The sequence below is a fragment of the Streptomyces sp. 11x1 genome (genome assembly GCF_032598905.1).
In the GTDB taxonomy this organism is placed as follows: Bacteria; Actinomycetota; Actinomycetes; order Streptomycetales; family Streptomycetaceae; genus Streptomyces.
Map to the genome: position 1 here is coordinate 7,858,494 of NZ_CP122458.1, position 24,524 is coordinate 7,883,017.

A 24,524-nucleotide genomic window follows, 5' to 3' on the forward strand; every position below is an offset into this window, starting at 1 on the left:
CCACCGGTAAGGCTCGCCGGATGTCGGCGGATTGGGTCATGCTGGAGACCTCCAACAGGTCTGTTGCGGACTGGTTGGCAAGGGCGGCCCCGCGGCTTTGGCGAGACGATGGGGGCCGCCCTTGGCGTAGCTAGGTGTTCTTGGAGCGGGCGAGACGCAGCGTGATCCCACCGATCCCGATGGGCCCGGCCGCGGCGGCGATGACGGTGGCGGTGTGGGCGGCGGCGTCCAGCAGGAAGCAGAGCGCGGCGACCAGTCCCCACCCGCCCGCGACGGTCGCGCCGGCGATGGCGAACGGGATGAGCAGGCGCCGCCACGGGACACCGGGCGCGGTGGTCGGGACGACGATGACGACCGGCTGTCCGGTCGCCTGAGCGCGGCGGTAGTCGTCGGCGGGGACGTGCGGGGCCATCTGGCCGGGCGGGGTGTGCTGGCTCATTTCAGGCTCCCTCGGGGCGTGCCACGGGCCCGCGCCGAAAGGTGGCGCGGGCCCGTGCGGATGGATGGGTTGCTTGTCGCGTGGCTTGTCGTCTCTCTTGTCGCGTGCTTGTCGTCTGGCTTGTCGCTTGTCTTGTCTTGTCGCTTGTCGCCTCCCAGCTCACAAGCCGTTTCCGGGCCCCACAGACTCGCTGAGAGGCATGCGGGGAGCCGGGGGCGACAAGCGACAAGCGGTCAGTCGTCGGTGACGTGGGTGCGGTGGACGTAGCGGGCTTTGGTGCCCTCTCCGACGCGGACGCAGGTGCCGTCCCGCATCCACGTTTTCAGCCAGCCGACGACCGTCTGACGGGTCGTGCCGTAGGTGTCGGCGAGCGCGCGGGCGATCGCGGATGCTCCGGTGCCCGTGCGGCCGGCGGCGAGCAGCGCGGCGAGCGCGGCCTGTTGCGCGGGGCTGTCCTGCTCGCCCCGCAGCGCCGACAGATTCAACCCACCCGACGGAGCCGACGGCTCCTCGGTCGTGGGGGTGTTCGGGTCGGGGGCGGTGGCGAACTGCGCGTCGATCTCCGCGCGGAAGCGAGCGAGCATCTCGTCTTCCGGCGAGACCTGCTCCGCCTCCCGCCCGGTGAGCGCAGACAGCCGCAGACCCGGCGCCGACGCGGACCCCGAGGACTGGTTGGCGTGGTCCTCGTCGGGGGTGTGGTCGAGCATCCACGCGGTGCGGCCGGTGTCCCACCGGCGGGCGTAGGCGGGCCCTGCCGCCTTGGCGGAGACCTCGTCGAGTCGGGGGTGCCGTTCGGAGGTGGCGGCGGTGATCTCCCGGATCTGGTTGGGCAGGATCCGCCACGCCTTGAACAGCGCCGCCGGAGACTCCGGCGTCCCCATGAACCCGGCCCCCTTGTACGGGGCCTGCTCCACCCGCAGACCCCTGCGTCCGGGGAACAGCTTGCCCAGGTCCATGCCCTCGGTCTCACCACCCGTGAGGGCGACGCGCACCTTGCCTTCCCGGCGGATCATCAGGTTCCCCAGCACGCTTCCGGTGGCCCCGAGCGCGGTCAGCACGGTGCGCACGCCCATGGCGCGCAGCATCCGGATGACTTCCAGGATCTTCTTCGCCAGTTCCTTCATCTGCCGGTCGGTGCTCACCAGGATCTCGGCACCCTCGTCGATCACCAGCAGAATCTGCGGAATCTTCGCGCTCACCGGCAACAGGTCGGTGTTCGCCCTGGCCAGCAGATCCTGGTACGCCTTCTTGCGGTGCAGCCCGACCGCGAGGGCCGCGTCGAGCATGGTGAGGGCTTCCTCGTGGGTGCCGGCGAGCCAGTCGATACCGGGCCGCACCGGCTTGCCGTCCTCCCCCTCGATCTCCCCCTTCAACGCGGGCAGGACCCAGGGCAGTCCGGCACTGCCGGCGTTGAGGTCGATGACCCAGGTCAGGACGTCCTCGGCGCGGGCGAACCCGGCCAGGATCGTGTGCACCATGTTCGTCTTGCCCGACCCGGTCGGCCCGACGACCAGCGCGCACTGTTCCCGCAGGTAGGCGGCCACCGTCTCGCCGTTGGTCCGCACCCCCCACGGCAGACCGGTGAGGACGGACAGCGGCCCGTAGTCGTCGGGGTAGGGGCAGTCGTCCTTGAGGACGTTGACGGTGGTGACGTCCAGGATGGTGCGGCCCTGGTGGACACCGGGCCCCGCGGTTGCTGTGCAGCCGTGCGGCAGCTGGGCATCCGCCGACAGCGCCACGGAGTGCTGGGCGATGCGGTCGTAGGTGATGCCGCCCTGGGGTTCGAGGTCGAGGGAGTACCCGGCCCCGGTCTCCCACTTCTCCACACCCAGCACCCGCACGCTGATGTGGCAGATCCGCTGGATCCGCTCGATCCATTCGGCGGCGATCTCGCGCCGCTCCGCAGACAGTTCGGTCATGATCTGCCGCTGTTCGATGGCGAGCGCTTCCTCCTCGCCGGCTTCCTCGTAGAGGGCGGCGGAGCGGGAGGCGGCCCCGATGCCGACGCCGATGGTGGCGAGGGATCCGAGGGCGGCCCAGGTGAGGGGGCCGTGGGTCATGACCCACGTGGTCCATCCGGCGCCGACGAGCCAGGAGGCGGCGCGGGTGGCCAGGGTGCGGCCGGCGTTGCGCACCCGCAGACCGGCGACGGTGTGGCCCAGGGCGCCGGCGGCGCCGACGGCCAGCGCCCAGCCGGGCGGCATGGCGGTGGCGGCGCCGGTGGTGGCGACGGCGAAAGCTCCGGTGGTGGCGGACAGAGCGCCGGTCACGGGTCCGTGACCGGCCGCCCAGTCCAGCACCGGCCCACTGCTGACGTGCTGCTTCTTTGCGGTGGCGGTGCTGCTCATCTCAGACGTTCCAGCCCTTCTCAGCCTCGGGTCCGTTGCGGGGGTCCTCGTGCCGGGCGATGTCCTGCTCGTGCGCCTGCCGGAACAGCGGCCCCATGTCCTCCGCGACCGCGACCGCGCTCATCAGGGCGCCGAAGATGTCGTTGAAGCCGTCCGCGACTTCCTTCTCCAGCGGGAACTCCGAGTCGGAACGCTCCGCGAGGATCTTCATCACGTCGGCCACGAACGTCAGCGCGGTGGGGAGTCCCTCGACCATGGCCAGGATCTCCATGCAGCCATCCGGCTCATACGTGTTGGCGGCGGCACACATGTCCATGGCGTGGTCCTCGAACTTGAAACCGGTGTTGATCGACACGTTCTCTCCTTCACTGACCTGGGATGTTGCAGGGGTCGGAACATTCGCGGCCGGCCGCTCGACGCTGTCGGCGATCCCGCCGGTGCCGTCCTCGGTGGCTTCGGCGTCGGCGGCGGCTTCCTGCTCGCGGAGGGTCTTGCGGGTGTTCTCGTCGCGCTCCGCGGCCTGCTCGGCAGCCGCATCGACCATCCGCCGATACAGCCGACGACCGGGGTGCATCAACCACCCGATGCCGAACCTGCGGCCGATCGGCGTGGTGATCAGTCCAAGCAGACCGACGGGGAAGGCGAGCAGCGCGGCGAGCAGCCGGCGGCCCTGGAACCGGGCCGCCGACCGGCGCAGCGCCTGCCGTGCGGCCTTGCGAGCCGGCGCCTTACGCACGGCAGCACGCTGCGCCTTCACGGCGGCGCCGGTCTTCGCGTCACGCTGGGCCCGCTGCTTGGCGACCGCCGTATCCCGCGCGGCCCGCGCCTTCCTCGCTGCGCCGCCCATCAGTCGCCCGGTCAGCCCCGCCCGTTTGGCCGAACCGGACCTACCGGCGGCGGCTTTGGCGTTGCGGCGGGCGTCTGCGACCGCGCGCCGGGCGGTGGTGGTCTGCGCCCGCTGCCCCGCACGCGAGCCAGCGGCAGCCTTCTGCGCGGCGCGCAGCGCCTTGACCTGCCCCACCGCCTTGCCCGCAGCCTTCGATGCGTCGCCGGGCATGCGCTTGGCGGGGTTGGTGCCGGTCTTGCTGCGAGTCTTCCCGCCGGTCGCCGTGCTGGCATGACCAGCGGCAGGGCCGGTGGGGCGACGGTGCTGGCCGGGAGCCTTGCCTGACCGGCCACCAGTGCCACCGGCACGAGCACCGGCCGAACGACCACCCGCACCGCGGGTACCGGTGCCGGTGCTGCGCAGACCCGCGCTGCGGGCGGCGGCGTTGCGGCCGGCCGTGCGGGCGGCGGCCCGGCGGGCGTCGCGGCGGGGGTTGGGGGTGCGGGAGCGGGCGGCGGCGACGGTGCCGAGGACGACCATGCCGGTCGCGGCCACCATCGCGGCGATGGGCCCGCCGACCAGGGAGGCGGCGGCGACGGTGCCAACCGTGCTGTTCGCCCCGGACAGGGCCAGCGGCACGATCGGCCAGCCGCCGGGCGTGTGTTCCACCTCCTCAACCACCGGTGCCGGGGTGGGCGGGGTGTCGGGCGGCGGGGGCGGGGTGGCCGGTACCGGCTGAACGGCTACCGGCTCGGTGCTGAGTTCCGTCATGCTGAGAGCACTCCTTTTGCGGGAGTAGGGCCCGGCCGGGACCGTAGGAAGTTGTGGCCGGGCCCGCCGAATGCGGCAGGTCAGGTGCGGTGCGGGTGGTGGGCGGCGATCTCCTGCCAGCGCCGACTGTCCGCGGGGGTGGGGCGGGTGAGGCTCACCCGGAAGTCGCAGCCGGGGCGCGTGCAGCGGTGGGTGGTCGTCGACCACGCCTCGATCAGCCGGAACAGCAGGCTGGAGAACGTGGCCAGGCCCGAAGCGGTGCACGCGACCAGCAGCGACAGCGGCACGCCGTAGGCGGACAGCCGCATGCCGATCGCGGCGGACAGGGCCGCGCTGACGGCGACCGCGCCGGTGGTGAGGATGCGGTGACGTGGGTCTTTCACTCGTGAACTCCCCTGCTCAGTCGTGGTGTTCAGGCGGCGCGCTGTTCATCGGGGTAGGCGCAGAGCACGCACATGCCCAGCGAGGTCGGCAGGCAGTAGCTGTAGATGACCTGGCACTTGTGGCAGGTGCGGCGGGCGAGCATGGCCAGCGCGAGCGCGCCCCACTTCCGCGAGGTCATCGGACGCACCGGCCGGGCCAGGTCGATCCGGTAGAGGTAGGAGACGCGGGGGCCTCCGGCGCGCCGGTTGTAGCGCATCACCTGAGCGGCCACGCTCTGACCGCCCGGACGCAGGCCCAGGGCCCGCAGTTGGCGGCGGGTGGCGTAGCCGTCCGGGGCCATCCGCCACGGGTAGGTGGGGATGCCGTAGCGGGCCCCGGTCGGGTCGAAGCACTTGCTGTAGGCGGTCGGCACTACTGACCGCCCACGGCGACCAGGTGCGGCCGGTCGGCCTCGTCGGCGTCGCGGACGGCGAGGATCTGCTTACGTGCCCACGACTCGCTCATGCCGTACGCCTCACCCAGCGCACGGGCGGACAGGGGGCGTGCGGCCTGTACGGATTCGGCGTACGTACGGCGTGCGTCCTGCCGCACACGCTCCAGCTCCGCATCCTCGAACTGAGCCTGCCGTGCGGCTTCCTCCTCCGCACTCAGCTCCGCCGTGCGGGCGGTGTGCGGGGTGTGCGGATCGTCCGTCCGCACGGCATCCGCACGGTCTTCCATCTGCGCCGATACGGCCGGAGCAGCGTCCAGACGGATGTCGGTGGGGGTGGTGTCGGGGAGGGCGTGCGGGGTGTCGGCGGGGGTGTGCGGAAGGTGTGCGGATTCATCCGCACGCTTCCCGTCCGGCGCCCGCACGGCGGCGGTGGGCTGGTGGTGCAGCACCTTGGCCACCAGGTCGGAACCGAAGTAGATCGACCCGACCGGGAGGGAGGTGGCCAGCAGTACCAGGGCCCAGTTCGCGGGGTCCCAGTCGGCCAGCCGTCCCCAGTCCACGGCTTTGCCGTGGAGCTCGGGCACGAGTCCGTGGACGTAGTTGAGGACGAGTGAGGCGAGGGTGTAGACGGCCAGCACCCGCAGCGCGAACGCCTTGTCCCGCTGGTCGGTCAGCACCAGCGTGGCGACCAGGGCGAGCGCCATCAGGCCGTCGACCACGAACGGGTACAAGGTCGCTGCGGTCGCATCCGCACCGACCACACGGGCCACGTCCCGCAGCGCGTTCCACGACACCCGAAACGCCATGACGACCACCGCGACCAGGGCCAGCACCAGCAGTGTCTTCCCGGTCCGGTTCACGCCGCACCCCCCGCCGCGCACAGCCCAGCAAGGATGAGCAGCGTGCCGCCGGCGCAGGTCAGGTCGACCGCGCGCTTCAGGTTCGTGAACTTGGCGACCGCGATACGGGACAGGTTCGCGATGTCCTGCGCGCACCGGTCCTCGGCCAGCACCGAGCCGATCTCCTCGGGCGTGAGCGTCGCCCACAGCGGGAAGCCCAGCGGGCGGGGGCCACCGAGGTTCGGGCGCACCGCCCGCAGCAGCAGACCCGCCGCCGCGACGAGCAGGCTCATGCCCATGCCGCCCACCACACAGACAGCAACCGTCACAGGCGCGTCCTTGGCCACGGTCCACGCGCCGGCCAGCACCGCACCGATGAACGCCAGCAACAGACCGGTCTTGGTATCGGTCCGCGCGATCTCCGCCTTCACCTCGGCGTGCGCGGTCGCCAGCCGGGCCTCCACGGCGGTCATGCCGCACCCGCTTCCACCAGGACCGGGGCGTCAACGTCGCCGTAGCCGACGAGTTCCAGTTCGGCGCCCGCGTAGGCGACGACTGTGCGCAGCACGCGGGTCTGGCCGTCGCCCTGCACGTGGCAGGTGACGCCGTCGGCCGGGAGGCCCAGGGCTTCGCGCCATGCCTCGAAGTCGGGCAGACCGGAGTGGAGCGAGAGCTCCAGCCGGTCGGGGTAGATCGGAGAGACGCGCACGGTCGGCGCCGGCAGGTGCCCGAAGTCGGTCACCAGTAGCCGCAGCGTGCGCAGCGGGACGATCAGGTCGTCCAGGGTCAGGGTCTCGCTCACGCGGCCACCGCCGTCCCGGCCACGGCCTGGTTGGTGAGGTCGCGGCGGGCGGCGAGCACCTTGCGCCGGGCCCGGCGCAGACGGCGGCCGTCCAGCGTGGTGACCGGCTGGTCCAGCAGGCTGATCTGTACGTCCAGCAACTCGACTTCCGCCTCGATCAGCGGGAGCTCCCGCTCGATCGCGTCCAGCTCAGCGGCCGTCGGACCGCCGTCGAATTCGTCGCGGGTAACGGCCGTCTGAACAGCACCGATGTGCTTCATGGGTCGTGGTTCCTCTCACAGGGTGGAACGGCCCGAACAGCGGCCCCGGTGTTCCAGCACCGGGGCCGCCCGCCGTTTGAAGTCGGACGATCCGGCTCCCTGCGCTCCCGTCCGTACGACCAGCACGCCAAGCGCGGTCGGACGGGCGGGAGAGGCAGCCGGCCGCAGCGCTAGGCGCTGCGATGCCAGGAGGAGAGCGGACCGGGAATGTCGTGCGGGCGCCGCCGGCCGCTCCATCGCGGCGGTGCCCACAGAGGTCGTCGGTACACCGGGGTCCTCTCAGTCGAGATCAACAGGGATGAAGCACTGCAAGGGGGATCACGTCCCCACACGCCGGCCGTTGCTCGCGGTCACCGGGCCACCTCGCCAGTACGGGCCGGAACCCTGTTCCACCTGGCCTTTAGCGGGATTGCAGCGTCCCCGCCCTCTGCAAGGGAACGGCCTTGGAGGCCGCTCACTGGTCTCGCGTGATGCAGTACCTGTATTACAGGTACTGCATGGGTTGCCCGTCAAGTCAGCCGACGGGACTTCTTGGCTTTGCGCCCGGACTTCTTGGCGCACAATCAGAATCGGCCCAGGTCAGGGGAGTTGGTCACCCCATCCGTGGACAGCTCAAGTAGTTCTGGATACCTTCAAGAAGTCCCTAGAAGTCCCGCCGGGGGTGAAGATGTCCAACGAGCGTTTGCGGTCGGCCCTGTTGGCTCGCGGTCTGTCGGTGCACGACCTTGCTGAGAAGATCGAGGTGAACCCGAAGACGGTCGAACGCTGGATCACGCAGGGGAAGGTGCCGTACCGGAGGCATCAGTACGCGGCGGCGTCGGTGCTCAAGGTGGACGTGACGACCCTGTGGGACGACAACCGTGCCGTCGACAGCGCTGCAGATCTCAGCAAAGCGGAGATCGTCAACGTCTATCCGCACCGTCACATGGTCCCGGCCGGGCTCTGGCGCGAGATGTACGGACGCGCAGAGAAGTACCTCGATGTCCTTGTGTACTCGGGACTGTTCCTGTCCGAGGACCCGCAGTTCCTTGCCCTGCTCCGCAAGAAGGTGGAGTTGGGGGGAAACATGGGGCAGACGCAGGTGCGCATCCTGCTGGGGGACCCTGATTGCTCAGCGGTGAAGCAGCGCGGCATTGATGAGGGCCACGGATTCATGGACGGCAAGGTTCGCAACGCCCTGATCAACTACCGGCCGCTCTTCGAGAGTCATCCCGAGATACGGTTCCGGCTGCATCAGGCGACCCTCTACAACTCCCTGTACCGCGCGGATGACGAGATCCTGGTGAACACCCACGTCTACGGCGTCGCGGCGTACATGGCTCCCGTTCTTCACCTGCGGCGACTGCCGGGCGGCGGGTTGTTCGATACCTATGCGAATAGCATCGAACAGACCTGGGGAGGCGCGCGCCAGGCGACAGAAGACGACTTCAAGGGAGCCTGAGCATGGGTCGCATCGACCACTTCCACAACCCCGACGCCCCGCCGGCCAACTCGGTCGTTCCGTCCGTCGTGGCCTTCGTGCAGAACGCTGCGGGACAGGTGCTCCTGATCAAGCGGTCCGACAACGGGCGTTGGGCGCTTCCCGGCGGGGGGCACGACGCGGGCGAGTTCATCAGCGACACCGTGGTGCGGGAGGTCTGGGAAGAGACCGGCATCAAGGTGGAAGTCATCGAGCTATGCGGGATCTACACCGACCCCGCGCATGTGCTTCAGTACGACGACGGCGAGGTGCGACAGCAGTTCAGCATGTGCTTCCGCGCCCGTCCGGTCGGCGGCGACGTCCGTACGAGCAACGAGACGACACAGGTCCGCTGGGTCGACCCAACGGACCTGTCCGACTACGACATCCACCCCACCATGCGGCTCAGGATCGAGCATGCGATGGACCGGACGCGAACGGCGCCCTACGTCGGCTGAAGCTTGGTGGCGGCGAGCCGACCGAGGACTCGAGCCGTGCTGGCCAAGATCTCAGGCTCGGCGCGGCGGATGAACGTGCCAATGAGACTGTCGGGCCCGTACCGCCCGGCGATCTCGTTCACCCGGTCCACGGGATTCGTCGGGGTGCCGTCCGGCGTGGTGTTCATGTCGCAGAAGCAGAGCGCGTCAATGAGTTCGGGGGTCTCGCGCGGGAACTCGCTCTCCAGCTCATCGCGAAGCCCTCGCGCTTCGGCTTCCATCCACGCACACGAGTGGTGCGCGACCAGCCGTACGACCCTCTCGTCTGCCTGCTCCACGTCGCGGAGATACCGGGCGCCGTCCAGCGGGTGAAAGCCGGTCTTGGCCAGGTCCGGCGCATAGCCGATGTCATGGAGCACGGCCGCAGCTTCCAGTAGCTCAGCGTCCGGGCCCAGCGCGGCCGCGATGCTTCGCGCTCGCTCTGCGACTCCCAGGGAGTGCTTCCATCGGCGCGGCAGCGGCTCAGCGAGCAGTGACTCTGCGAGGGGATAGGCCCACTCTGGCAGTCCTGTATTGCTCACTGCTGGGCCTGTCCCTCCCGACTCGGTACGGCGCGCACCGTTCGCACCTTCCCCTGTCTTCCCTCCGACAGCCACCCGGCCGCCTCCAACTTGTCTAGAGCCTTGCTCACTGTGGGGCGCGATACGTCGAACCTCGTGCTCAACGCCGACGCGCTCGGGAACTCTGCCCCCACCTCAAGGCCGTCATCCGCGATGATGGCCGCGATGCGGTCGGCGAGAGGTCGGCGATCCTCAGGTTGACCTTCGCGCACCACACGCCACCGGCCGCCGGGTACTGGCTCAGCGATCCCGTCCTTCTGAAGCACGCCGAACACGCGGAGTGCGACACCGCGCGAGACTCCGTGATCGCGCATGAGGTCTGCGGCTGACGGAAGCTCCGTCAGCGACGGATCGGACTCGATTTGAGCCTTCACCGCTTCTGCGATCTTCAGAAAGGTTCCCCGAGGGCTGACCTGCTGAGACACACGCTCCCCTTCCTAGGCTCTCGCCATGTGACTCAAGCTTCCCACGGTCTGCTCGGAGCCGGCGGCTTGAGTCTGCCTGTGACCCAGCAGATGCCACTTGTGCCCGGTTACTTTGCCAGAACGCTCACGCAGAGCGCCTCCGTTGGGACATCATGCGAGGATGAGGCGCGCGATTTTGGTGACTTGCGGGGGCTTCCTGGCTCTGGGAGGCATTGGTGTCTTTCTCTGGCTGCAGGGGCTTGAGCGAGCGGATCAATGGAGCAGCATTCTCAGCTTGTTCCTCACGGCTTTCGGGATCTTGATCGGTGGAGCAGGCTTTGTCCCTGCCTCGCCGAGGGCTCGGGGGCGGCAGTCGGCTGACTCCGCCACAGCCGGGGGATCCGTGCATCTGATACGCAACGTCGGCGGAGACGTCGTTATCTCGCGCAATCCAACACCTTCTGCCGTGCCTCCAGCGAACCGATCCGGGCCTTCGATCGCATCCCCAGGTCAGCCGACACCTACTGAAGGGCAGACGGCTCAGAACGCCCGTGTAGGCGGTGACATAAATCAAGTGGACGGCGTGGGCGGGTCTGTGCACCTCGGGGAGCCGCCAACTTCTCCTAGCGGCCCTACTCCGATCTCAGGACCGTGACAATTGTTTACTTGGCTGCGAAAGAGAAAGAACCTACCCGCAGAAGCCCCTCCTCGACAGGTGGCACGACCTGCGGTTGGTGATGTCTCGCAGATATCTGCAGACGGAGCTCAAGCCGGGCGGGACGTGACGCTTATCCAGAACGTTGGTGGGCCGGTCACTATCTATCAGCAGTCGCCGGAGAAACCAGTATCTCCTCAGGCGGACCCGGATAGGATTGCTTCAGCCCGTGAGCAGTATGCCAGTAGGCTGAAGCAGCGCTATGGGCGTCTGGATCTGGAAGTATTGACGCCGCTCCAAGATCAGGACGAGCATCCCACTATTGAGTTGCGCGAGGTCTTCATTCCTCAGTCCGTCCGCGCAGACCCGCCGCCTATTGAACTTCCCCGTGAGCTTCTGCAACGACTGTCTGCGGGCTCGGAAATTCACTCACTCGCTCTACCGCCAGGCGTAGATAGAGAAGCCTTGGAGAGGATCCGCCAAGCCTACCTGAAGGCACCTCAGCTACCTATCATGAAAGTGCTGACGAGTGATGCGGCACAACGAATGGTTCTACTAGGCGACCCAGGCGCTGGCAAGTCCACATTGGCTCGATATATTGCGCTTGCATTGACGACTTCTGACACGCTGCTGCCAGATCTAAACTCGTACTTGCCGCTAATCATTGAGTTGCGGAGCTATGCGGAAGCTGACTGGCGTAAAGAGACGTTCGAGTCCTTCCTGGCACACCTTCAGGAGACCGAGGGGCTGTCCCTGCCAAGCGATTTGCTTGGCTCATACCTTACGGGGAGCCAAGCGGAGAAGCTTTGGCTGTTCTTTGATGGGCTGGACGAGATCTTTGAGCCAGAGGTGCGAGGAGGTGTCACACAACGAATTGCGGCTTTCGCTGAGAAGTATCCTCATATTCGCATCACGGTAACATCCAGGAGAATTGGCTACCAGAGGGCTACTCTCGATGCAGCAGGGTTCTCTCACTATATGCTGCAGGATCTAAGCAATGATCAGATTAGAAAGTTCGCGCACAAGTGGTTTACTAATTCCTGCCCGAGTGATCTGCAGCAGGCTCGCAAACTGGCCCAGCGCGTTACTTCAGCGATAACTGATTCACCAAGTGTGCGCGAACTCGCTGGAAACCCACTCACCTTGACGATCCTTGCAATTATTGGACGCCGTAGGGAACTCCCCAGAGACCGCCGGACTGTTTACGAACATGCGGTAGCCGTACTCGTCGAGCACTGGGATCCGAGTAAGTATCTAAAGGACCGCAGGGTAGAGGAGCACCTCCCCTACCTAGGTTCTGAAGATAAGCATGAATTGCTGAGGTTGGTTGCTCGCAGGATGCAAGAAGGCCATGGGGGGATTGCAGGGAACCATATAGCTGGGCCCGATCTTATAGAAACTTTCCAGATGTATTTGCAGGGTCGCTATGACCTGCCGGCGGATCGGGCCACAGCGGCAGCTCGAATCATGCTGCAGCAATTTAGGGAGCGCAACTTTATCCTGAGTCGTTTTGGGGGTGAAGTGTATGGGTTTGTTCACCGGACTTTTCTGGAGTACTTGGCTGCAGCAGACATCGCGTATCGGTTCAACGTTCAGCGTGCACTATCTGAGGAAGATCTTCTAGAGGGGATATTTGCTCGAAGGTGGCAGGATTCGTCTTGGCGGGAGGTGCTTCTTCTTCTTGTCGGGTTGGTTGACGAACGTTTCTCTGCCGCTGCTCTAGATGCGATTCTTGACAAGGTTCCAGTCGCTGTGACCTACAAGATTAGCGAAACATGGGACCCCTTGACGCTATGCATCCATTTCTTGGGGGAGATTCGTCGTCTCGGGCAGGTCGCTCAGCAAAGCCGAGCAGTGATACGGCGCGTTGTTAGCGCCTTCGAAATGCACGCTGCCTTGAATTTGCCCTACATTTACCCTGATGAGGGAATCAGCAAAATCCTCCCCGTTCTGACTTCTTTGGGGCCGAATTGGGCGGGCCGGAATCCTTTCATCGACTGGCATTCATCTCGTCATGCAGTGCTCCGCTTTGAGGATGATGAATACGCTGTTAGTAACTCTCTCGATCGGATCGCGGCGCGCATGTTGGTTTCCTTGATGCAACCCGAAGAATCGACTGCCCTGCGTACTCTCGCCGTCGAGAGTGAATCTCCGACTGTTCGTTCAGTGGCTGTGGAGAGGCTCGGTGAGGGGTATCCCGTGGATGTGACCGTAGTAGAGATGCTGCGGAAAATTGCTTCTGAAGATGAGTCCCATCTCGTTCGCGCGTCTGCATTGGAATCTCTCCCTGGTGAAGGGGCCTCTGGACTCGATACTGCTGCCTTTCTGTGTGAAAGAGCAATTGCGGATAACAGTGCCGATGTGCGGGCTGAAGCACTGCGGGTCCTTGCCAAGATCCGACCGGCCTCAGAGCAAACCGCGTCGTTCCTGAAGAGTCGCGCTAAAAGCGACGAGGACGTAGAGGTTCGAGTGAGGGCTCTGGTCCTCCTCGGTAGGGTCGATTCGCAGGCTCTTGCCACCCTACTAGAACATCTCCAGTCAGACGCGGAATCTGAAGTTCGGGGAGCTGCTCTACGAGGAATCGTGAACCTGAGCCCAATAGATTCCTCACTATATTCTCAGCTCAGAAGTTATTTCCTTGAGGATTCCGATGAAATTGTTCGAGCTGTGGCCTTCAGGGCCATATGTGATAATTGGATCAAGGACTCAGATGTTTTGACCCTAATTCGCGAGCATGCTCTTCAAGACGAATGTGCTGAAATTCGCGCCGTTGCGCTTGGTTATTATGCCAACTTGTGGCCTAGTGAATTCGATTATTCCATAGCCTGGCGCATGGTGGAGCTGGACGAATCAGACGAAGTTCGTGATATGGCTATGCGCATTCTAGCCTCTGAGGTGCCCGACAACTCAAAGGCACTTTCTTTTGTGCGACTCCTTGCTGTTAGCGACAAAGATTCGAACGTTCGACTGGCCTGCTGGGAAGTTCTTGCCGAATCCCGTACCGATGAAGAGATGCTGCGCCTCTTGGTTGATGGGGCAACGAATGAATCTGATGAATACGTCAGGGCATATCTAATGTATTTGCTTGCGGTGAATTGGCGGAGTGACGCGACCGCGTATGCTGCACTTACTCAAGCGATGGATGACCCTGCAGCGGAAGTTCGTATCGCCGCAATTGATGGAATCGCTCATTTTTCAGAAATGCCTGAAGCTCGATCTTTTGTGGAGAGTCAGGTTTGCGCAAAAGAGAAAGATGAAAATGTTCGAGTTGCGGCGCTTAAGGGTCTAGTGCGGAGATGGATGCGTGAAGAGCAAGTGCAGATCCTTCTGCGATCCCTTGTGGGTGACGAGGGTAATTCTGCCGTTGGTGAATTGGCGCGTGTCCTATTGATGAATCTCGAGAATGATGGATAAAGAATTTGGTTGTTGGAGCCTGTCGCGGCATGCGTCGTGCTGGGTGGGAAGGGCTTGCAACGCTGCGAGAGGCTGGGCCGTCTGTGGGCCGTCGAAGAGCGGCCCACAGCGACCAACGACGACTGCCAACAACCGTGCCACCGTCCATCCAGGCTAGGAGAATGCCGCTCTTGCGAGGCCACTCCAGGGGAGCACCACTTCCTGCGCAACAAGCGCCAGGAGTGGGAGGAGTACCGCTCCGAGGTGACCGCGTTCGAGCTGCGGAAGAACCTGCCGGTGCTGTAAGGGCAGGTCAGGGCGGGTTTCCCGCTGTGACGGCACGTGGGGCCGACGGTCATGGACCGTCGGCCCCTTGCCGTGGGACGCACCGGCTAGCGGAGCACGCGGTGGCGGAGGTAGACGACCTTCGCGGCGAGGGGGCGGGTCTCGACGAGTTCCAGGTCCACCTGGCGTTCGTCCCGGGGGAAGAAGGGGATGCCGCCGCCGACCAGCACCGGGTAGACGATGGCCCGGTACTCGTCGATCAGGCCCGCCTCGGCGGCCTGGGCGGCGAGTGTCGCGCCGCCGATCGCGATGTCGCCCTCGCCCGGCTCGGCCCGCAGCCGCTCGATCTCCTCCGCCACACCGCCGGAGGCCAGGCGGGCCTGGCCCTCCACCGCCGACAGCGTCGTGGAGAAGACCACCTTGGGGAGCGGGTTCCAGAGCGCGATCCATTCGCGCTCCGCGTCGCCGAGCGCGGGGTCCTGGTCGGCGGTCTCCCAGTACAGCATCGTCTCGTACAGCCGCCGTCCCATCAGGTGGACGCCGACGTCCCGGATCTCGTCGATCCAGAAGCGGAAGACCTCCGGTTCGGGCCCCGACCAGTCGAAGCTGCCGTCCGGCCCGACGATGTAGCCGTCCAGGGAGATGTTCATCGAATAGGTCACGCTGCGCATCAGGAGTCCTCCTCGGTGACGGATCCGACAGTACGGCCGGCGGACGCCCCCCCCCGCGATGCACACGGCGATGCACACCGCTAAGGTCGTCGACCGCGAAGGCTGCCGACCGCGAAGGCCGTCGTCGCGTCGCGCCGGGGCTCTGCGCGTAGTGCGCAGGCCCTCCAGCGCCGGGGGCAGTGGATAGACGCGCTCGGCGGGGAACAGACGCTGGGCCTTCGCGGTCTGTCCGGACCGCACCAGGGCCGCGGCTCTGTGGACCCGCGGGGTGAGGTCCGTGAGGCCGACGACCCACTCGTCGGTGAAGGTCCGGATCAGATGGCGGCCGATGCCGACCTGGATGCTGTAGTGGTTCAGCGCGGCCCCACGCGCCGAGCGCTCCGGGTCCCACTGGACATGGACGGCGGCCCGGGCCACCGCCGCCGGGTCCGCCGTCGTCAGCACCGCCCGTGACAGCGCCTCCTCCCACCCCTCGCGGGTGATCCGGACCGCGAGCACCCGCTCCTGGCCGGACTTGCCGGCCCAGTTGCTGCGGTGCATCAGCCACAGGAACGACGGCTTGATCCACGTCATCCGGCGGAACGAGAACGGCTCGACGAACCGGCCCGCCCCCAGCGACGCGTCGGCGATCGCGGGTGCGTACGCCTGGTACACCACGATCGTGCGGGCGTCGTAGTCGGCACGGATCTCGTACGGGGAAGCCATGCCCGGCACCCTGCCAGGCGCCGGTTGGCGGCCGCGAGCGAATATCCCGGCCCGGCGGCCGCGGCCGGACTACTGCCGTTCCGCCAGCTCCGCCAGCACCTGGTGCAGCGGCTCCGTGGCCCTGCGCCGGTACTCCTGGATCGACCAGCCGTTGCCGTCCGGGTCCTTGAAGTACATGAAGGTGGCGCCGTCGTCGGGGGTGTACTGGACGGGATCGGAGACGTCGAGGCCGCGTTCGCGGAGCTCGGCGTGGGCGGCCTTGATGTCGGCGACGCAGAGCTGCAGGCCCTGGTAGGAGCCGGGGGCCGGCGTGGTCTCGCCCTGGGCCATGTCCCAGATGGCGTCGCCGAGGGCGATCGAACAGCCGGAGCCCGGGGGAGTCAGCTGGACGATGCGCATGCCCGGCATGACCTCCTGGTCGATGTCGACGTGGAAACCGACCTTGTCCCGGTAGAAGTCCCGGGCCCGGTCGATGTCGCTCACCGGCAGCGGAATCACTTCGAGCGTGTACTGCATCCCTCGTCCTCCAAGTCGCCTTCGACTTTTCGCCTGGGCCGTACCGCCATCGCGTCCGGAGGCACGGCTCCCCCTACCGAAGCCGAAAACCGCGCCGGGCGCCACCGAGAACCGAAAGCCCGCCGCAACCGGGGTGCCGTCGTGCCGCCCACGGCCACGAAGCCCGTGCTCCTCCGGCGGGGCTCACCCCCCGTAGAACAGCTCGTCCACCACCGCCCGAGCCCGTCGTGTGATGCGGCGATAGTCGTCGAGCATGTCGCCCACATGGCCGGGGCCGTACCCCAAGTACCTTCCCACGGCGGCGAGTTCGCGGCCGTGGGAGGGGAACGTGTCGCCCGCGCGGCCCCGTACGAGCATCACCGCGTTGCGGACGCGGGTGGCCAGGACCCAGGCCTCGTCCAGTATGGCCGCGTCCCCGGCGCTCACCAGGCCGGCCTCGCGGGCGGCGGCCAGGGCCGCACGGGTGCGGGTCGTGCGCAGGCCCGACTCGCGGTGGCCGTGCTGGAGTTGGAGGAGCTGGACGGTCCACTCGACGTCGGAGAGGCCGCCGCGGCCGAGTTTGGTGTGGAGGGTCGGATCGGCACCGCGCGGCATCCGCTCCGACTCCATGCGGGCCTTGAGACGCCGGATCTCGCGCACGGCGTCTTCGCCGAGTCCGTCCGCCGGGTAGCGCAGCGGATCGACGAGGTCCATGAAGCGGCGGCCCAGCTCCGCGTCCCCGGCGACCGGTTCGGCGCGCAGCAGCGCCTGCGACTCCCACACCAGCGACCACCGGCGGTAGTAGGCCTCGTACGACTTCAGCGTCCGTACGAGCGGGCCGGTCTTGCCCTCGGGGCGCAGGTCCGCGTCGATGAGGAGCGGCGGGTCGGCGCTCGGGAGCTGGAGCAGGCGGTGCATCTCGGAGACGACCGCGTTCGCGGCGAGGGCCGCCTCCTGTTCGTCGGCGCCCTCGCGCGGCTCGTGGACGAACAGGACGTCGGCGTCGGAGCCGTAGCCCAGTTCGTGACCGCCGAAGCGGCCCATGCCGATCACCGCGAAACGGGTGGGGAGCGTGTCGCCCCAGCCCTCGCGGACCACGGCCCGCAGGGTGCCCGCGAGGGTCGCGGCCGTGAGGTCGGAGACCGCGCCGCCGACGAGGTCCACGAGGGCACCCTGGTCGGCGGTCGCCGGCGTCGACTCGGTGCCGTAGGAGCCGACGATGTCCATGGCGGCCGTACGGAACAGTTCCCGGCGGCGGACGCCACGCGCGGCCGTGACGCCCTGCTGGGCGCCGTCGGCCCGGCCCACGGCGGCGAGGATCTCCTGCTCCAGGTGCGCGCGCTCACGGGCTTCGAGACCGCCGGCGCCACCGGCGACCCCGTCCCCGTCACCGAGCAGCGAGACCGCCTCGGGGGCGCGCAGGAGCAGGTCGGGTGCCAGGCGCCCCGCGGACAGCACGCGCGCCAGGTTCTCCGCCGCCGCGCCCTCGTCCCGCAACAGCCGGAGGTACCAGGGGGTTCGGCCGAGCGCGTCGGAGACCTTGCGGAAGTTGAGCAGGCCGGCGTCCGGGTCGGCGGAGTCGGCGAACCACCCCAACAGCACGGGCAGCAGCGTGCGTTGGATGGCCGCCTTGCGGGAGACGCCGGAGGCCAGGGCCTCCAGGTGGCGCAGGGCCGAGGCCGGGTCGGCGTAGCCGAGGGCGACGAGGCGTTCGCGGGCCGCGTCGGCGCTCAACCTGATCTCGCCGGGGGCGAGTTGGGCGACGGCGTCGAGGAGCGGCCGGTAGAAGAGCTTCTCGTGCAGCCGTCGTACGACGGCCGCGTGGCGCCGCCACTCGCGGTTCAGCTCGGCGATCGGATCGGTGCGCAGGCCGAGGGAACGGCCGATCCGCCGCAGGTCGTCGTCGCCCTCGGGGACGAGGTGGGTGCGGCGCAGCCGGTAGAGCTGGATGCGGTGTTCCATGGAGCGCAGGAAGCGGTAGGCCGCGTCGAGTTGGGCCGCGTCCGCCCGCCCCACGTATCCGCCGGCGGCCAGCGCGCCCAGCGCGTCGAGGGTGGTCCCGCTGCGCAGGGATGTGTCCCCGCGCCCGTGCACCAGCTGGAGCATCTGGACGGCGAACTCGACGTCCCGCAACCCGCCCGGCCCCAGCTTGAGTTGCCGGTCGACCTCGGCGGCCGGGATGTTCTCCACCACCCGGCGCCGCATGCGCTGCACGTCGGTGACGAAGTTCTCCCGCTCGGCCGCCTTCCAGACGAGCGGTTCGAGCGCGGCGACGTACGCCTCGCCCAGTTCGAGGTCCCCCGCGATCGGCCGGGCCTTGAGCAGCGCCTGGAACTCCCAGGTCTTCGCCCACCGCTGGTAGTAAGCCAGATGGCTGCTGAGCGTCCTGACGAGCGGGCCGTTGCGCCCCTCCGGCCGTAGGTTGGCGTCGACCGGCCAGATGCTGCCCTCGACGGTCGTCTCGGAGCAGACCCGCATCATGTGCGAGGCGAGCCGGGTGGCGGCCCGGATCGCCTTCTGCTCGTCCGCCCCGTCCGCCGTCTCCCCGACGAAGATGACATCGACGTCGGAGACGTAGTTGAGTTCGTGGCCGCCGCACTTGCCCATGGCGATCACCGCGAGCCGGCACAGCTCCGCGTCCTCGGGTGCGGCGGCGCGGGCGATCGCGAGGGCGGCGCGCAGCGTGGCGGTGGCGAGGTCGGCCAGCTCGGCGGCGGTCTGGGCGACGTCCGTCGTACCGCAGACGTCGCGGGCGGCGATGGAGAGCAGGCAGCGGCGGTAGGCGACCCGCAGGGAGACGGGGTCGGTGGCCTCCGCGAGCCCCCGTTCGAATTCCTCGACGCCCGGGTGCAGATCCCGTGGCTCGTACGTCACGAGCGCCTGCCAGTCCTGCGCGTGCCGGGCCAGATGGTCACCGAGCGCGGCGGACGCGCCGAGCACCCCCAGCAGCCGGTCCCGCAGCGGCTTGGCCGCTATCAACGTGTCCAGCACCGCCCGCCGGGCCGTACGGTCCGGCTGCGCCTCCAGCAGTCGTACGAGGCCCAGCAGGGCGAGGTCGGGGTCGGCGGTCGCCCCGAGCGCGTCCAGCAGGACCGGGTCGCTCCGTACGGCCGACAGCTCCTCGCTCTCCAGCAGCCGCTCGGCGGCGCCGGCATCGGTGAAACCGTGCCGCAGCAGTCGCGAGTACGTACTGCTCCTGCGCCCCGGCGCCGTCATCCCAGGCCTCCCGTCGGATCAAGCCCGCTCGTCCACACGTCCGCCCACCCGATCGCCCGACTCCGCCGATCAAGACCGTACGGGCACGAGCCTAGCCGCAGTACCTGCGAGAAGCGCCGGCCGGCCGGGGGGCGGCCCGGGCGTCGGCGTTCTCGAGGGAGGACGACGGGGCCGTGGGACGAGCCGGGCCGGGGCGGGCCGATCCTGCCGTCCGGGCCGGGGTCGGTGCCGCAGCCCGGCGCCCTCGTCCGGGTCGGCGGGTCGGTGCCGTCGGTGCCGCTGGCCGGGCGGGGCCGATCGGTGTCATTCGAGGGTCCCGTGCGTCGGTGTCACCGTCCGGACCGGCGGTTCGGGGCCACCATCCGGAGCGATGGGTCCGTGCCCTCGTCCGGGTCGGCGGGTCGATGCCGCTGGCCGGGTGGGCGGGTCGGTGCCGCAGCCCGGGTGGGCTGATCGGTGTCATCCTCTGGACCGGCGGCCGGCGGCCGGCGCCATAGCCCGGACCGGGGGATCGGTGCCACCGTCCGGACCGGCCGCATCCACCCTGACCACGGCTAGTCTGCGCGTGTGGGTGAAGAAGGGATCCTGAGGGCGGCAGCGGTGGGGCCGTGGGGCGTCCCTCTTGGGGGGCGGTGGTGGCGTCCGAGCCGGTGGTCAACACCGTGTACCTGGAACTCGCCGGTCTCGCCGTCGCCAGGGTCGCCACGCTGGTGGGGTGGTTCTTCGGGTGGCTGCCCGATCCCGCTCTCGTCGCGGCGTTGATCGGTATGGCCTCGTTCGGGCCCGCGGCCGAGCGGTACCGCGTTCCTGACGCTCGCGACGGTGGCCCTGACGGTGGCCGCCGCGACGAACTGGGCCCTCCCCGCGACCACCGGCCAAGGCTTCGGGCTCGTGGTCGGCTATGTCGTCGGGATGCCCGCTGGTGTGGCCGTGCTGGTCCGGTCGCTCGACACGGCCGACGCGGGGTGACGCGCTGCGGGCCGGCGGGGTGTGTGGTCGGCGGGGTGCGTTGTCGGGTGCGGCCCGGTGGGGCTTCTCGCGCAGTTCCCCGCGCCCCTGAAAAGCAGGGCTGCGCCCCCTGCTTTTCGCCCCTGAGTGGCCGTAGGCCCTCAAGGGGCGCGGGGAACTGCGCGACCAGCCCCCACCGGGCCGCACCCGACAACGCACAGCCCGCTCCGCGCACCCTTCGGCCCGCTCCGCGCACCCTTCGTCAGTCCCTGCGGGAAGCCGCCGGCGCCCCGGCCGGGCCTACGCCTTGACCGGTTCCAGTTCCGGTTCCCGGATGCCCCCCGTCACCTGGCGCGGCAGCGCGTACGGCAGGGTGCCGTACCAGGCGCGGGCCACGCCGTAGCCGAAGGCCAGGCAGAGCATGCCGCCGACCGCGTCCAGCCAGAAGTGGTTGGCGGTGGCGACGATGACGACGAGTGTCAGCGTGGGGTAGAGCAGGCCCAGTACCCGCACCCACGGCACCGACGCCAGCGCGAAGATCGTCAGCCCGCACCACAGCGACCAGCCGATGTGCATGGACGGCATCGCCGCGTACTGGTTGGACATGTTCTTCAGGTCGCCCGAGGCCATGGAGCCCCAGGTCTGGTGGACGACGACCGTGTCGATGAAGTGCTCGTTGGTCATCAGCCTGGGCGGGGCCAGCGGGTAGAGGTAGTAGCCCACCAGGGCCACCGCGGTGGTCGCGAAGAGGACCAGACGTGTCGCCGCGTAACGGCCCGGATGACTACGGTAGATCCACACGAGGACACCGAGCGTGACGATGAAGTGCAGGGTCGCGTAGTAGTAGTTCATGCCGACGATCAGCCATGTCACCGAGTTCACGGAGTGGTTGATCGTCTCCTCGACCGCGATCCCGAGGTGGTGCTCCACCTTCCAGATCCAGTCGGCGTTCTTCAGCGCCTGCGTCTTCTGCTCCGGGACCGCGTTGCGGATCAGGGAGTACGTCCAGTAACTCACCGCGATCAGCAGGATCTCGAACCACAGACGCGGCCTGCGCGGGACCCGCAGCCGGTGCAGGAACCTCTGCTGCTCCGGCGCGCCCGTGACGGACCGCGGAGCGGCCTGCTCCCGGCCTTCCTCGAGTGTCGTCACGGTCGTTTCACCCATGGGCACAGAGTCTGCCAGAAATCCGGTACCCCACCGATCATCCTCTGGTCGGGTTCGTCACGCACGTTCGTCGGGGTAGCGCCGAGGGCCTTGTCCTCCGTACGTACCGCATCGTTCCCCCATATCTCCGCCTCAGGTACGAGAGCGGTCCCCAGGCGCCGAGGCGGTCGACCCCCGCACCACCAGTTCCGGCATGAACACGAATTCGCTGTGCGGCGCCGGAGTCCCCCCGATCTCCTCCAGCAACGTTCGCACCGCCGCCTGTCCCATCGCCGGCACCGGCTTGCGGACGGTCGTCAGCGGTGGGTCGGTGAAGGCGATCAGGGGGGAGTCGTCGAAGCCGACGACCGAGATGTCGTCCGGGACCTCCAGCCCCCGCTGCCGGGCCGCCCGGATCGCGCCGAGCGCCATCATGTCGCTCGCGCACACCACCGCCGTGCAGTCGCGGTCGATGAGCGCCATGGCCGCGGCCTGGCCGCCCTCCAGCGTGTAGAGGGAGTGCTGGACGAGTTCGGACTCGACGGTTGCCGCCTGGAGCCCCAGCTGGTCCTGCATCGTGCGGACGAAACCCTCGATCTTGCGCTGCACCGGCACGAACCGCTTCGGACCCAGCGCCAGACCTATCCGGGTGTGACCGAGCGAGACCAGGTGCGTCACCGCGAGGGACATCGCCGCCCGGTCGTCCGGCGAGATGAAGGGGGCCTGCACCTTCGGTGAGAAACCGTCGACGAGGACGAACGGCACGCCCTGGGCGCGCAGCTGCTCGTAACGCTGCATGTCGGCGGAGGTGTCGGCGTGCAGACCGGAGACGAAGATGATGCCGGCGACCCCCCGGTCGACCAGCATCTCCGTCAGCTCGTCCTCCGTCGATCCGCCGGGGGTCTGGGTGGCGAGCACCGGGGTGTACCCCTGCCGGGTCAGCGCCTGGCCGATGACCTGCGCCAGGGCCGGGAATATGGGGTTCTCCAGCTCCGGGGTTATGAGGCCCACCAGGCCCGCGCTGCGCTGCCGGAGCCGGACCGGCCGCTCGTAGCCCAGCACGTCGAGGGCGGCCAGAACGGACTGGCGAGTGGTCGCGGCGACGCCCGGCTTCCCGTTCAGGACGCGGCTGACAGTCGCCTCGCTGACCCCCGCCTGGGCTGCGATATCGGCAAGCCGTGTGGTCACAGCACTGGACTGTACCGGCCGGACCTGCGCTTGCCCACCGGCCCGGCGTCGGGGGCGGGCGGGGATGCGGCCCGGCGCGGGCTGCTGCGTCATCGCGGTCCCTCGTGATTCTGGTCGGTGTCCGTGGGGGCGCCCGTGTGCGGAAGGGGTGGACTTCGCAAGGCGCTGACAGGGTGATGATGGCCGCCCTGGCCAGTGGTGGCAAGAGCTTGCAGAGTCTTGCACAGCTCCTTGAACCCCCGCTGAGCGGCTCTGATGGCAGGTTTCGGCCAAGTCGAGTGCAGGTTACGGGCCGATAACCATCCCCCGTGGTTGCAATTTTTTGCAGCAAGGTCTTTCGTCGCGCTTACAACGCTGTTACGTTCGGCCTCGCCCGGCGGCGGCGACGGCGCGGCCGGAACCCGGCAGGAGCGGCAGACGGGGCCCTCTGCCCGGTACACGGGCTTTCACCCTCAAGGAGATCTCATGCGGCGTGGCATAGCGGCCACCGCGCTGGTGGCGTCGATCGCCCTCACGGCGACGGCCTGCGGCGGAAGCGACAGCGGCGAATCGGCCGACGGTCCGGTCACCATCACCTGGTGGGACACCTCCAACGCCACCAATGAGGCGCCGACGTACAAGGCCTTGGTCAAGGAGTTCGAGGCCGCCAACAAGAACATCAAGGTCAAGTACGTCAACGTGCCCTTCGATCAGGCGCAGAACAAGTTCGACACCGCCGCCGGCGCCACGGGCGCGCCGGACATCCTGCGCTCCGAGGTCGGCTGGACGCCCGCCTTCGCCAAGAAGGGCTTCTTCCTGCCGCTGGACGGCACCGAGGCCCTCAAGGACCAGGACAAGTTCCAGCCCAGCCTGATCAAGCAGGCCCAGTACGACGGCAAGACCTACGGCGTCCCGTTCGTCACCGACACCCTGGCGCTGGTCTACAACAAGGAGCTCTTCGAGAAGGCCGGCATCACCGAGGCCCCGAAGAGCTGGGACGACCTGAAGAAGGCCGCCGCCACCGTCAAGGACAAGACCGGCGTCGACGGCTACTGGGGCTCCACCCAGGCCTACTACGCCCAGTCCTTCCTCTACGGCGAGGGCACCGACACCGTCGACGTCGCGCAGAAGAAGATCACCGTGAACTCCGCCGAGGCCAAGAAGGCGTACGGCACCTGGCTGGACCTCTTCGACGGCAAGGGCCTGCACAAGGCGGACACCACCGCCGACGCCTACGCCCACATCCAGGACGCCTTCGTCAACGGCAAGGTCGCCTCGATCATCCAGGGCCCGTGGGAGATCACGAACTTCTACAAGGGCTCGGCCTTCAAGGACAAGGCCAACCTGGGCATCGCCACCGTCCCGGCCGGCTCCACCGGCAAGGCGGGCGCCCCGACCGGCGGCCACAACCTCTCGGTCTACGCCGGCTCGGACAAGGCGCACCAGGAGGCGTCGCTGAAGTTCGTCAACTTCATGACCTCGGCGAAGTCCCAGGAGACCATCGCCCTGAAGAACTCCACGCTGCCCACGCGCGACGACGCCTACACCGCCGAGGTGAAGGGTGACCCGGGCATCGCCGGCTACCAGACCGTGCTCGCCGCCGCCCAGCCGCGCCCCGAGCTGCCCGAGTACAGCTCCCTGTGGGGTCCGCTGGAGACCGAGCTGCTCGCGATCGCCGGCGGCAAGGAGTCCCTGGACAAGGGCCTGGGCAACGCGGAGACCGCGATCGCCAAGCTGGTCCCGGACTACAGCAAGTGATCCCGGGTGGCCGCCGTGTCCCACCCTCCCGGCCGCGGCCGGGAGACGGAGGCGGCGGCCACC

At 68.1% G+C, this 24,524-nt stretch carries 21 protein-coding genes and 1 pseudogene; 5 read left to right on the forward strand and 17 right to left on the reverse strand.

Annotated features, from left to right (window positions below):
* Positions 1-130: 130 nt before the first annotated feature.
* From P8T65_RS34485 to P8T65_RS34525, 9 genes are all read right to left on the reverse strand, one after another.
* Positions 131-439 (reverse strand): hypothetical protein, encoded by a 309-nt coding sequence (locus tag P8T65_RS34485; protein WP_316729097.1) that lies wholly within the window; start codon positions 437-439, stop codon positions 131-133.
* 233 nt (positions 440-672) lie between these two features.
* Positions 673-2,787, reverse strand: a complete 2,115-nt coding sequence (locus P8T65_RS34490; protein ID WP_316729098.1) for a hypothetical protein — start codon at positions 2,785-2,787, stop codon at positions 673-675.
* Between the two features lies 1 nt (position 2,788).
* Positions 2,789-4,384, reverse strand: coding sequence for a hypothetical protein (locus tag P8T65_RS34495; protein ID WP_316729099.1), 1,596 nt, complete (start codon positions 4,382-4,384; stop codon positions 2,789-2,791).
* Between the two features lie 80 nt (positions 4,385-4,464).
* Positions 4,465-4,767, reverse strand: a complete 303-nt coding sequence (locus P8T65_RS34500) for a hypothetical protein (protein WP_316729100.1) — start codon at positions 4,765-4,767, stop codon at positions 4,465-4,467.
* Between the two features lie 29 nt (positions 4,768-4,796).
* A complete protein-coding gene (locus P8T65_RS34505; RefSeq protein ID WP_316729101.1) occupies positions 4,797-5,180 on the reverse strand; it encodes an RRQRL motif-containing zinc-binding protein in 384 nt (127 codons plus the stop codon).
* On the reverse strand, positions 5,180-6,061 hold the full coding sequence (locus P8T65_RS34510) for a DUF2637 domain-containing protein (RefSeq protein WP_316729102.1): 882 nt from the start codon (positions 6,059-6,061) through the stop codon (positions 5,180-5,182). Before P8T65_RS34510 ends, P8T65_RS34505 begins: the two co-directional genes overlap by 1 nt.
* The gene (locus tag P8T65_RS34515; RefSeq protein ID WP_316729103.1) at positions 6,058-6,513 is read right to left on the reverse strand and encodes a Pycsar system effector family protein; all 456 of its coding nucleotides are present in this window, start codon (positions 6,511-6,513) and stop codon (positions 6,058-6,060) included. The genes P8T65_RS34510 and P8T65_RS34515 overlap by 4 nt, the downstream gene beginning before the upstream one ends.
* Positions 6,510-6,842 (reverse strand): hypothetical protein, encoded by a 333-nt coding sequence (locus tag P8T65_RS34520; RefSeq protein ID WP_316729104.1) that lies wholly within the window; start codon positions 6,840-6,842, stop codon positions 6,510-6,512. The genes P8T65_RS34515 and P8T65_RS34520 overlap by 4 nt, the downstream gene beginning before the upstream one ends.
* Positions 6,839-7,102 carry a DUF6284 family protein gene (locus P8T65_RS34525; protein ID WP_316729105.1) on the reverse strand — a complete coding sequence of 88 codons (264 nt, stop codon included), beginning with the start codon at positions 7,100-7,102 and terminating at the stop codon, positions 6,839-6,841. The genes P8T65_RS34520 and P8T65_RS34525 overlap by 4 nt, the downstream gene beginning before the upstream one ends.
* A gap of 667 nt (positions 7,103-7,769) precedes the next feature.
* Here P8T65_RS34525 and P8T65_RS34530 point away from each other — a divergent pair.
* Together P8T65_RS34530 and P8T65_RS34535 are read left to right on the forward strand one after the other, a co-directional pair.
* Positions 7,770-8,543: a helix-turn-helix transcriptional regulator gene (locus P8T65_RS34530; RefSeq protein WP_316731819.1), complete on the forward strand. Its 774-nt coding sequence runs from the start codon at positions 7,770-7,772 to the stop codon at positions 8,541-8,543.
* Between the two features lie 2 nt (positions 8,544-8,545).
* Positions 8,546-9,019, forward strand: a complete 474-nt coding sequence (locus tag P8T65_RS34535) for an NUDIX domain-containing protein (RefSeq protein WP_316729106.1) — start codon at positions 8,546-8,548, stop codon at positions 9,017-9,019.
* On the opposite strand, the gene P8T65_RS34540 is transcribed toward P8T65_RS34535, so the two are convergent.
* Positions 9,007-9,579 carry an HD domain-containing protein gene (locus tag P8T65_RS34540; protein ID WP_316729107.1) on the reverse strand — a complete coding sequence of 191 codons (573 nt, stop codon included), beginning with the start codon at positions 9,577-9,579 and terminating at the stop codon, positions 9,007-9,009. The two genes, P8T65_RS34535 and P8T65_RS34540, sit on opposite strands and share 13 nt — an antisense overlap.
* Positions 9,576-10,043: a GntR family transcriptional regulator gene (locus P8T65_RS34545; RefSeq protein ID WP_316729108.1), complete on the reverse strand. Its 468-nt coding sequence runs from the start codon at positions 10,041-10,043 to the stop codon at positions 9,576-9,578. The genes P8T65_RS34540 and P8T65_RS34545 overlap by 4 nt, the downstream gene beginning before the upstream one ends.
* A 694-nt stretch (positions 10,044-10,737) precedes the next feature.
* On the opposite strand from P8T65_RS34545, the gene P8T65_RS34550 reads away from it, so the two are divergent.
* The gene (locus tag P8T65_RS34550) at positions 10,738-14,091 is read left to right on the forward strand and encodes a HEAT repeat domain-containing protein (RefSeq protein ID WP_316729109.1); all 3,354 of its coding nucleotides are present in this window, start codon (positions 10,738-10,740) and stop codon (positions 14,089-14,091) included.
* 371 nt (positions 14,092-14,462) lie between these two features.
* On the opposite strand, the gene P8T65_RS34555 is transcribed toward P8T65_RS34550, so the two are convergent.
* The 4 genes and pseudogenes from P8T65_RS34555 to P8T65_RS34570 form a co-directional block, all read right to left on the reverse strand.
* Entirely contained in the window at positions 14,463-15,026 is a 564-nt protein-coding gene (locus tag P8T65_RS34555) for a dihydrofolate reductase family protein (RefSeq protein ID WP_316731820.1), read from the reverse strand.
* A 165-nt stretch (positions 15,027-15,191) separates the two neighbouring features.
* Positions 15,192-15,731, reverse strand: a pseudogene (locus tag P8T65_RS34560) (DUF4291 domain-containing protein); the annotation flags it as partial.
* A 69-nt stretch (positions 15,732-15,800) separates the two neighbouring features.
* Positions 15,801-16,247 carry a VOC family protein gene (locus P8T65_RS34565; protein ID WP_184894936.1) on the reverse strand — a complete coding sequence of 149 codons (447 nt, stop codon included), beginning with the start codon at positions 16,245-16,247 and terminating at the stop codon, positions 15,801-15,803.
* 183 nt (positions 16,248-16,430) lie between these two features.
* Positions 16,431-19,442, reverse strand: a complete 3,012-nt coding sequence (locus P8T65_RS34570; protein ID WP_316729110.1) for a bifunctional [glutamine synthetase] adenylyltransferase/[glutamine synthetase]-adenylyl-L-tyrosine phosphorylase — start codon at positions 19,440-19,442, stop codon at positions 16,431-16,433.
* An 822-nt stretch (positions 19,443-20,264) separates the two neighbouring features.
* Here P8T65_RS34570 and P8T65_RS34575 point away from each other — a divergent pair.
* Complete coding sequence (locus P8T65_RS34575) at positions 20,265-20,411, forward strand: hypothetical protein (protein WP_316729111.1); 147 nt, start codon at positions 20,265-20,267, stop codon at positions 20,409-20,411.
* A 279-nt stretch (positions 20,412-20,690) separates the two neighbouring features.
* Here the strand turns inward: P8T65_RS34575 and P8T65_RS34580 are convergent, their stop codons facing one another.
* Entirely contained in the window at positions 20,691-21,557 is an 867-nt protein-coding gene (locus tag P8T65_RS34580; RefSeq protein ID WP_316729112.1) for a phosphatase PAP2 family protein, read from the reverse strand.
* A 132-nt stretch (positions 21,558-21,689) separates the two neighbouring features.
* Positions 21,690-22,724 (reverse strand): LacI family DNA-binding transcriptional regulator, encoded by a 1,035-nt coding sequence (locus tag P8T65_RS34585; RefSeq protein WP_316729113.1) that lies wholly within the window; start codon positions 22,722-22,724, stop codon positions 21,690-21,692.
* A 465-nt stretch (positions 22,725-23,189) separates the two neighbouring features.
* Between P8T65_RS34585 and P8T65_RS34590 the strand changes: the two genes are divergently transcribed.
* Complete coding sequence (locus P8T65_RS34590) at positions 23,190-24,461, forward strand: extracellular solute-binding protein (protein ID WP_316729114.1); 1,272 nt, start codon at positions 23,190-23,192, stop codon at positions 24,459-24,461.
* Positions 24,462-24,524 lie beyond the last annotated feature (63 nt).

What these genes read in the sequence shown, in the direction of transcription:
- P8T65_RS34535 (WP_316729106.1), top strand. Translation starts at nt 8,546, where the DNA reads ATGGGTCGCATCGACCACTTCCACAACCCCGACGCCCCGCCGGCCAAC.
- P8T65_RS34525 (WP_316729105.1), bottom strand. Translation starts at nt 7,102, where the DNA reads ATGAAGCACATCGGTGCTGTTCAGACGGCCGTTACCCGCGACGAATTC.
- P8T65_RS34485 (WP_316729097.1), bottom strand. Translation starts at nt 439, where the DNA reads ATGAGCCAGCACACCCCGCCCGGCCAGATGGCCCCGCACGTCCCCGCC.
- P8T65_RS34565 (WP_184894936.1), bottom strand. Translation starts at nt 16,247, where the DNA reads ATGCAGTACACGCTCGAAGTGATTCCGCTGCCGGTGAGCGACATCGAC.
- P8T65_RS34530 (WP_316731819.1), top strand. Translation starts at nt 7,770, where the DNA reads ATGTCCAACGAGCGTTTGCGGTCGGCCCTGTTGGCTCGCGGTCTGTCG.
- P8T65_RS34590 (WP_316729114.1), top strand. Translation starts at nt 23,190, where the DNA reads ATGCGGCGTGGCATAGCGGCCACCGCGCTGGTGGCGTCGATCGCCCTC.
- P8T65_RS34495 (WP_316729099.1), bottom strand. Translation starts at nt 4,384, where the DNA reads ATGACGGAACTCAGCACCGAGCCGGTAGCCGTTCAGCCGGTACCGGCC.
- P8T65_RS34570 (WP_316729110.1), bottom strand. Translation starts at nt 19,442, where the DNA reads ATGACGGCGCCGGGGCGCAGGAGCAGTACGTACTCGCGACTGCTGCGG.
- P8T65_RS34580 (WP_316729112.1), bottom strand. Translation starts at nt 21,557, where the DNA reads ATGGGTGAAACGACCGTGACGACACTCGAGGAAGGCCGGGAGCAGGCC.
- P8T65_RS34515 (WP_316729103.1), bottom strand. Translation starts at nt 6,513, where the DNA reads ATGACCGCCGTGGAGGCCCGGCTGGCGACCGCGCACGCCGAGGTGAAG.
- P8T65_RS34555 (WP_316731820.1), bottom strand. Translation starts at nt 15,026, where the DNA reads ATGCGCAGCGTGACCTATTCGATGAACATCTCCCTGGACGGCTACATC.
- P8T65_RS34490 (WP_316729098.1), bottom strand. Translation starts at nt 2,787, where the DNA reads ATGAGCAGCACCGCCACCGCAAAGAAGCAGCACGTCAGCAGTGGGCCG.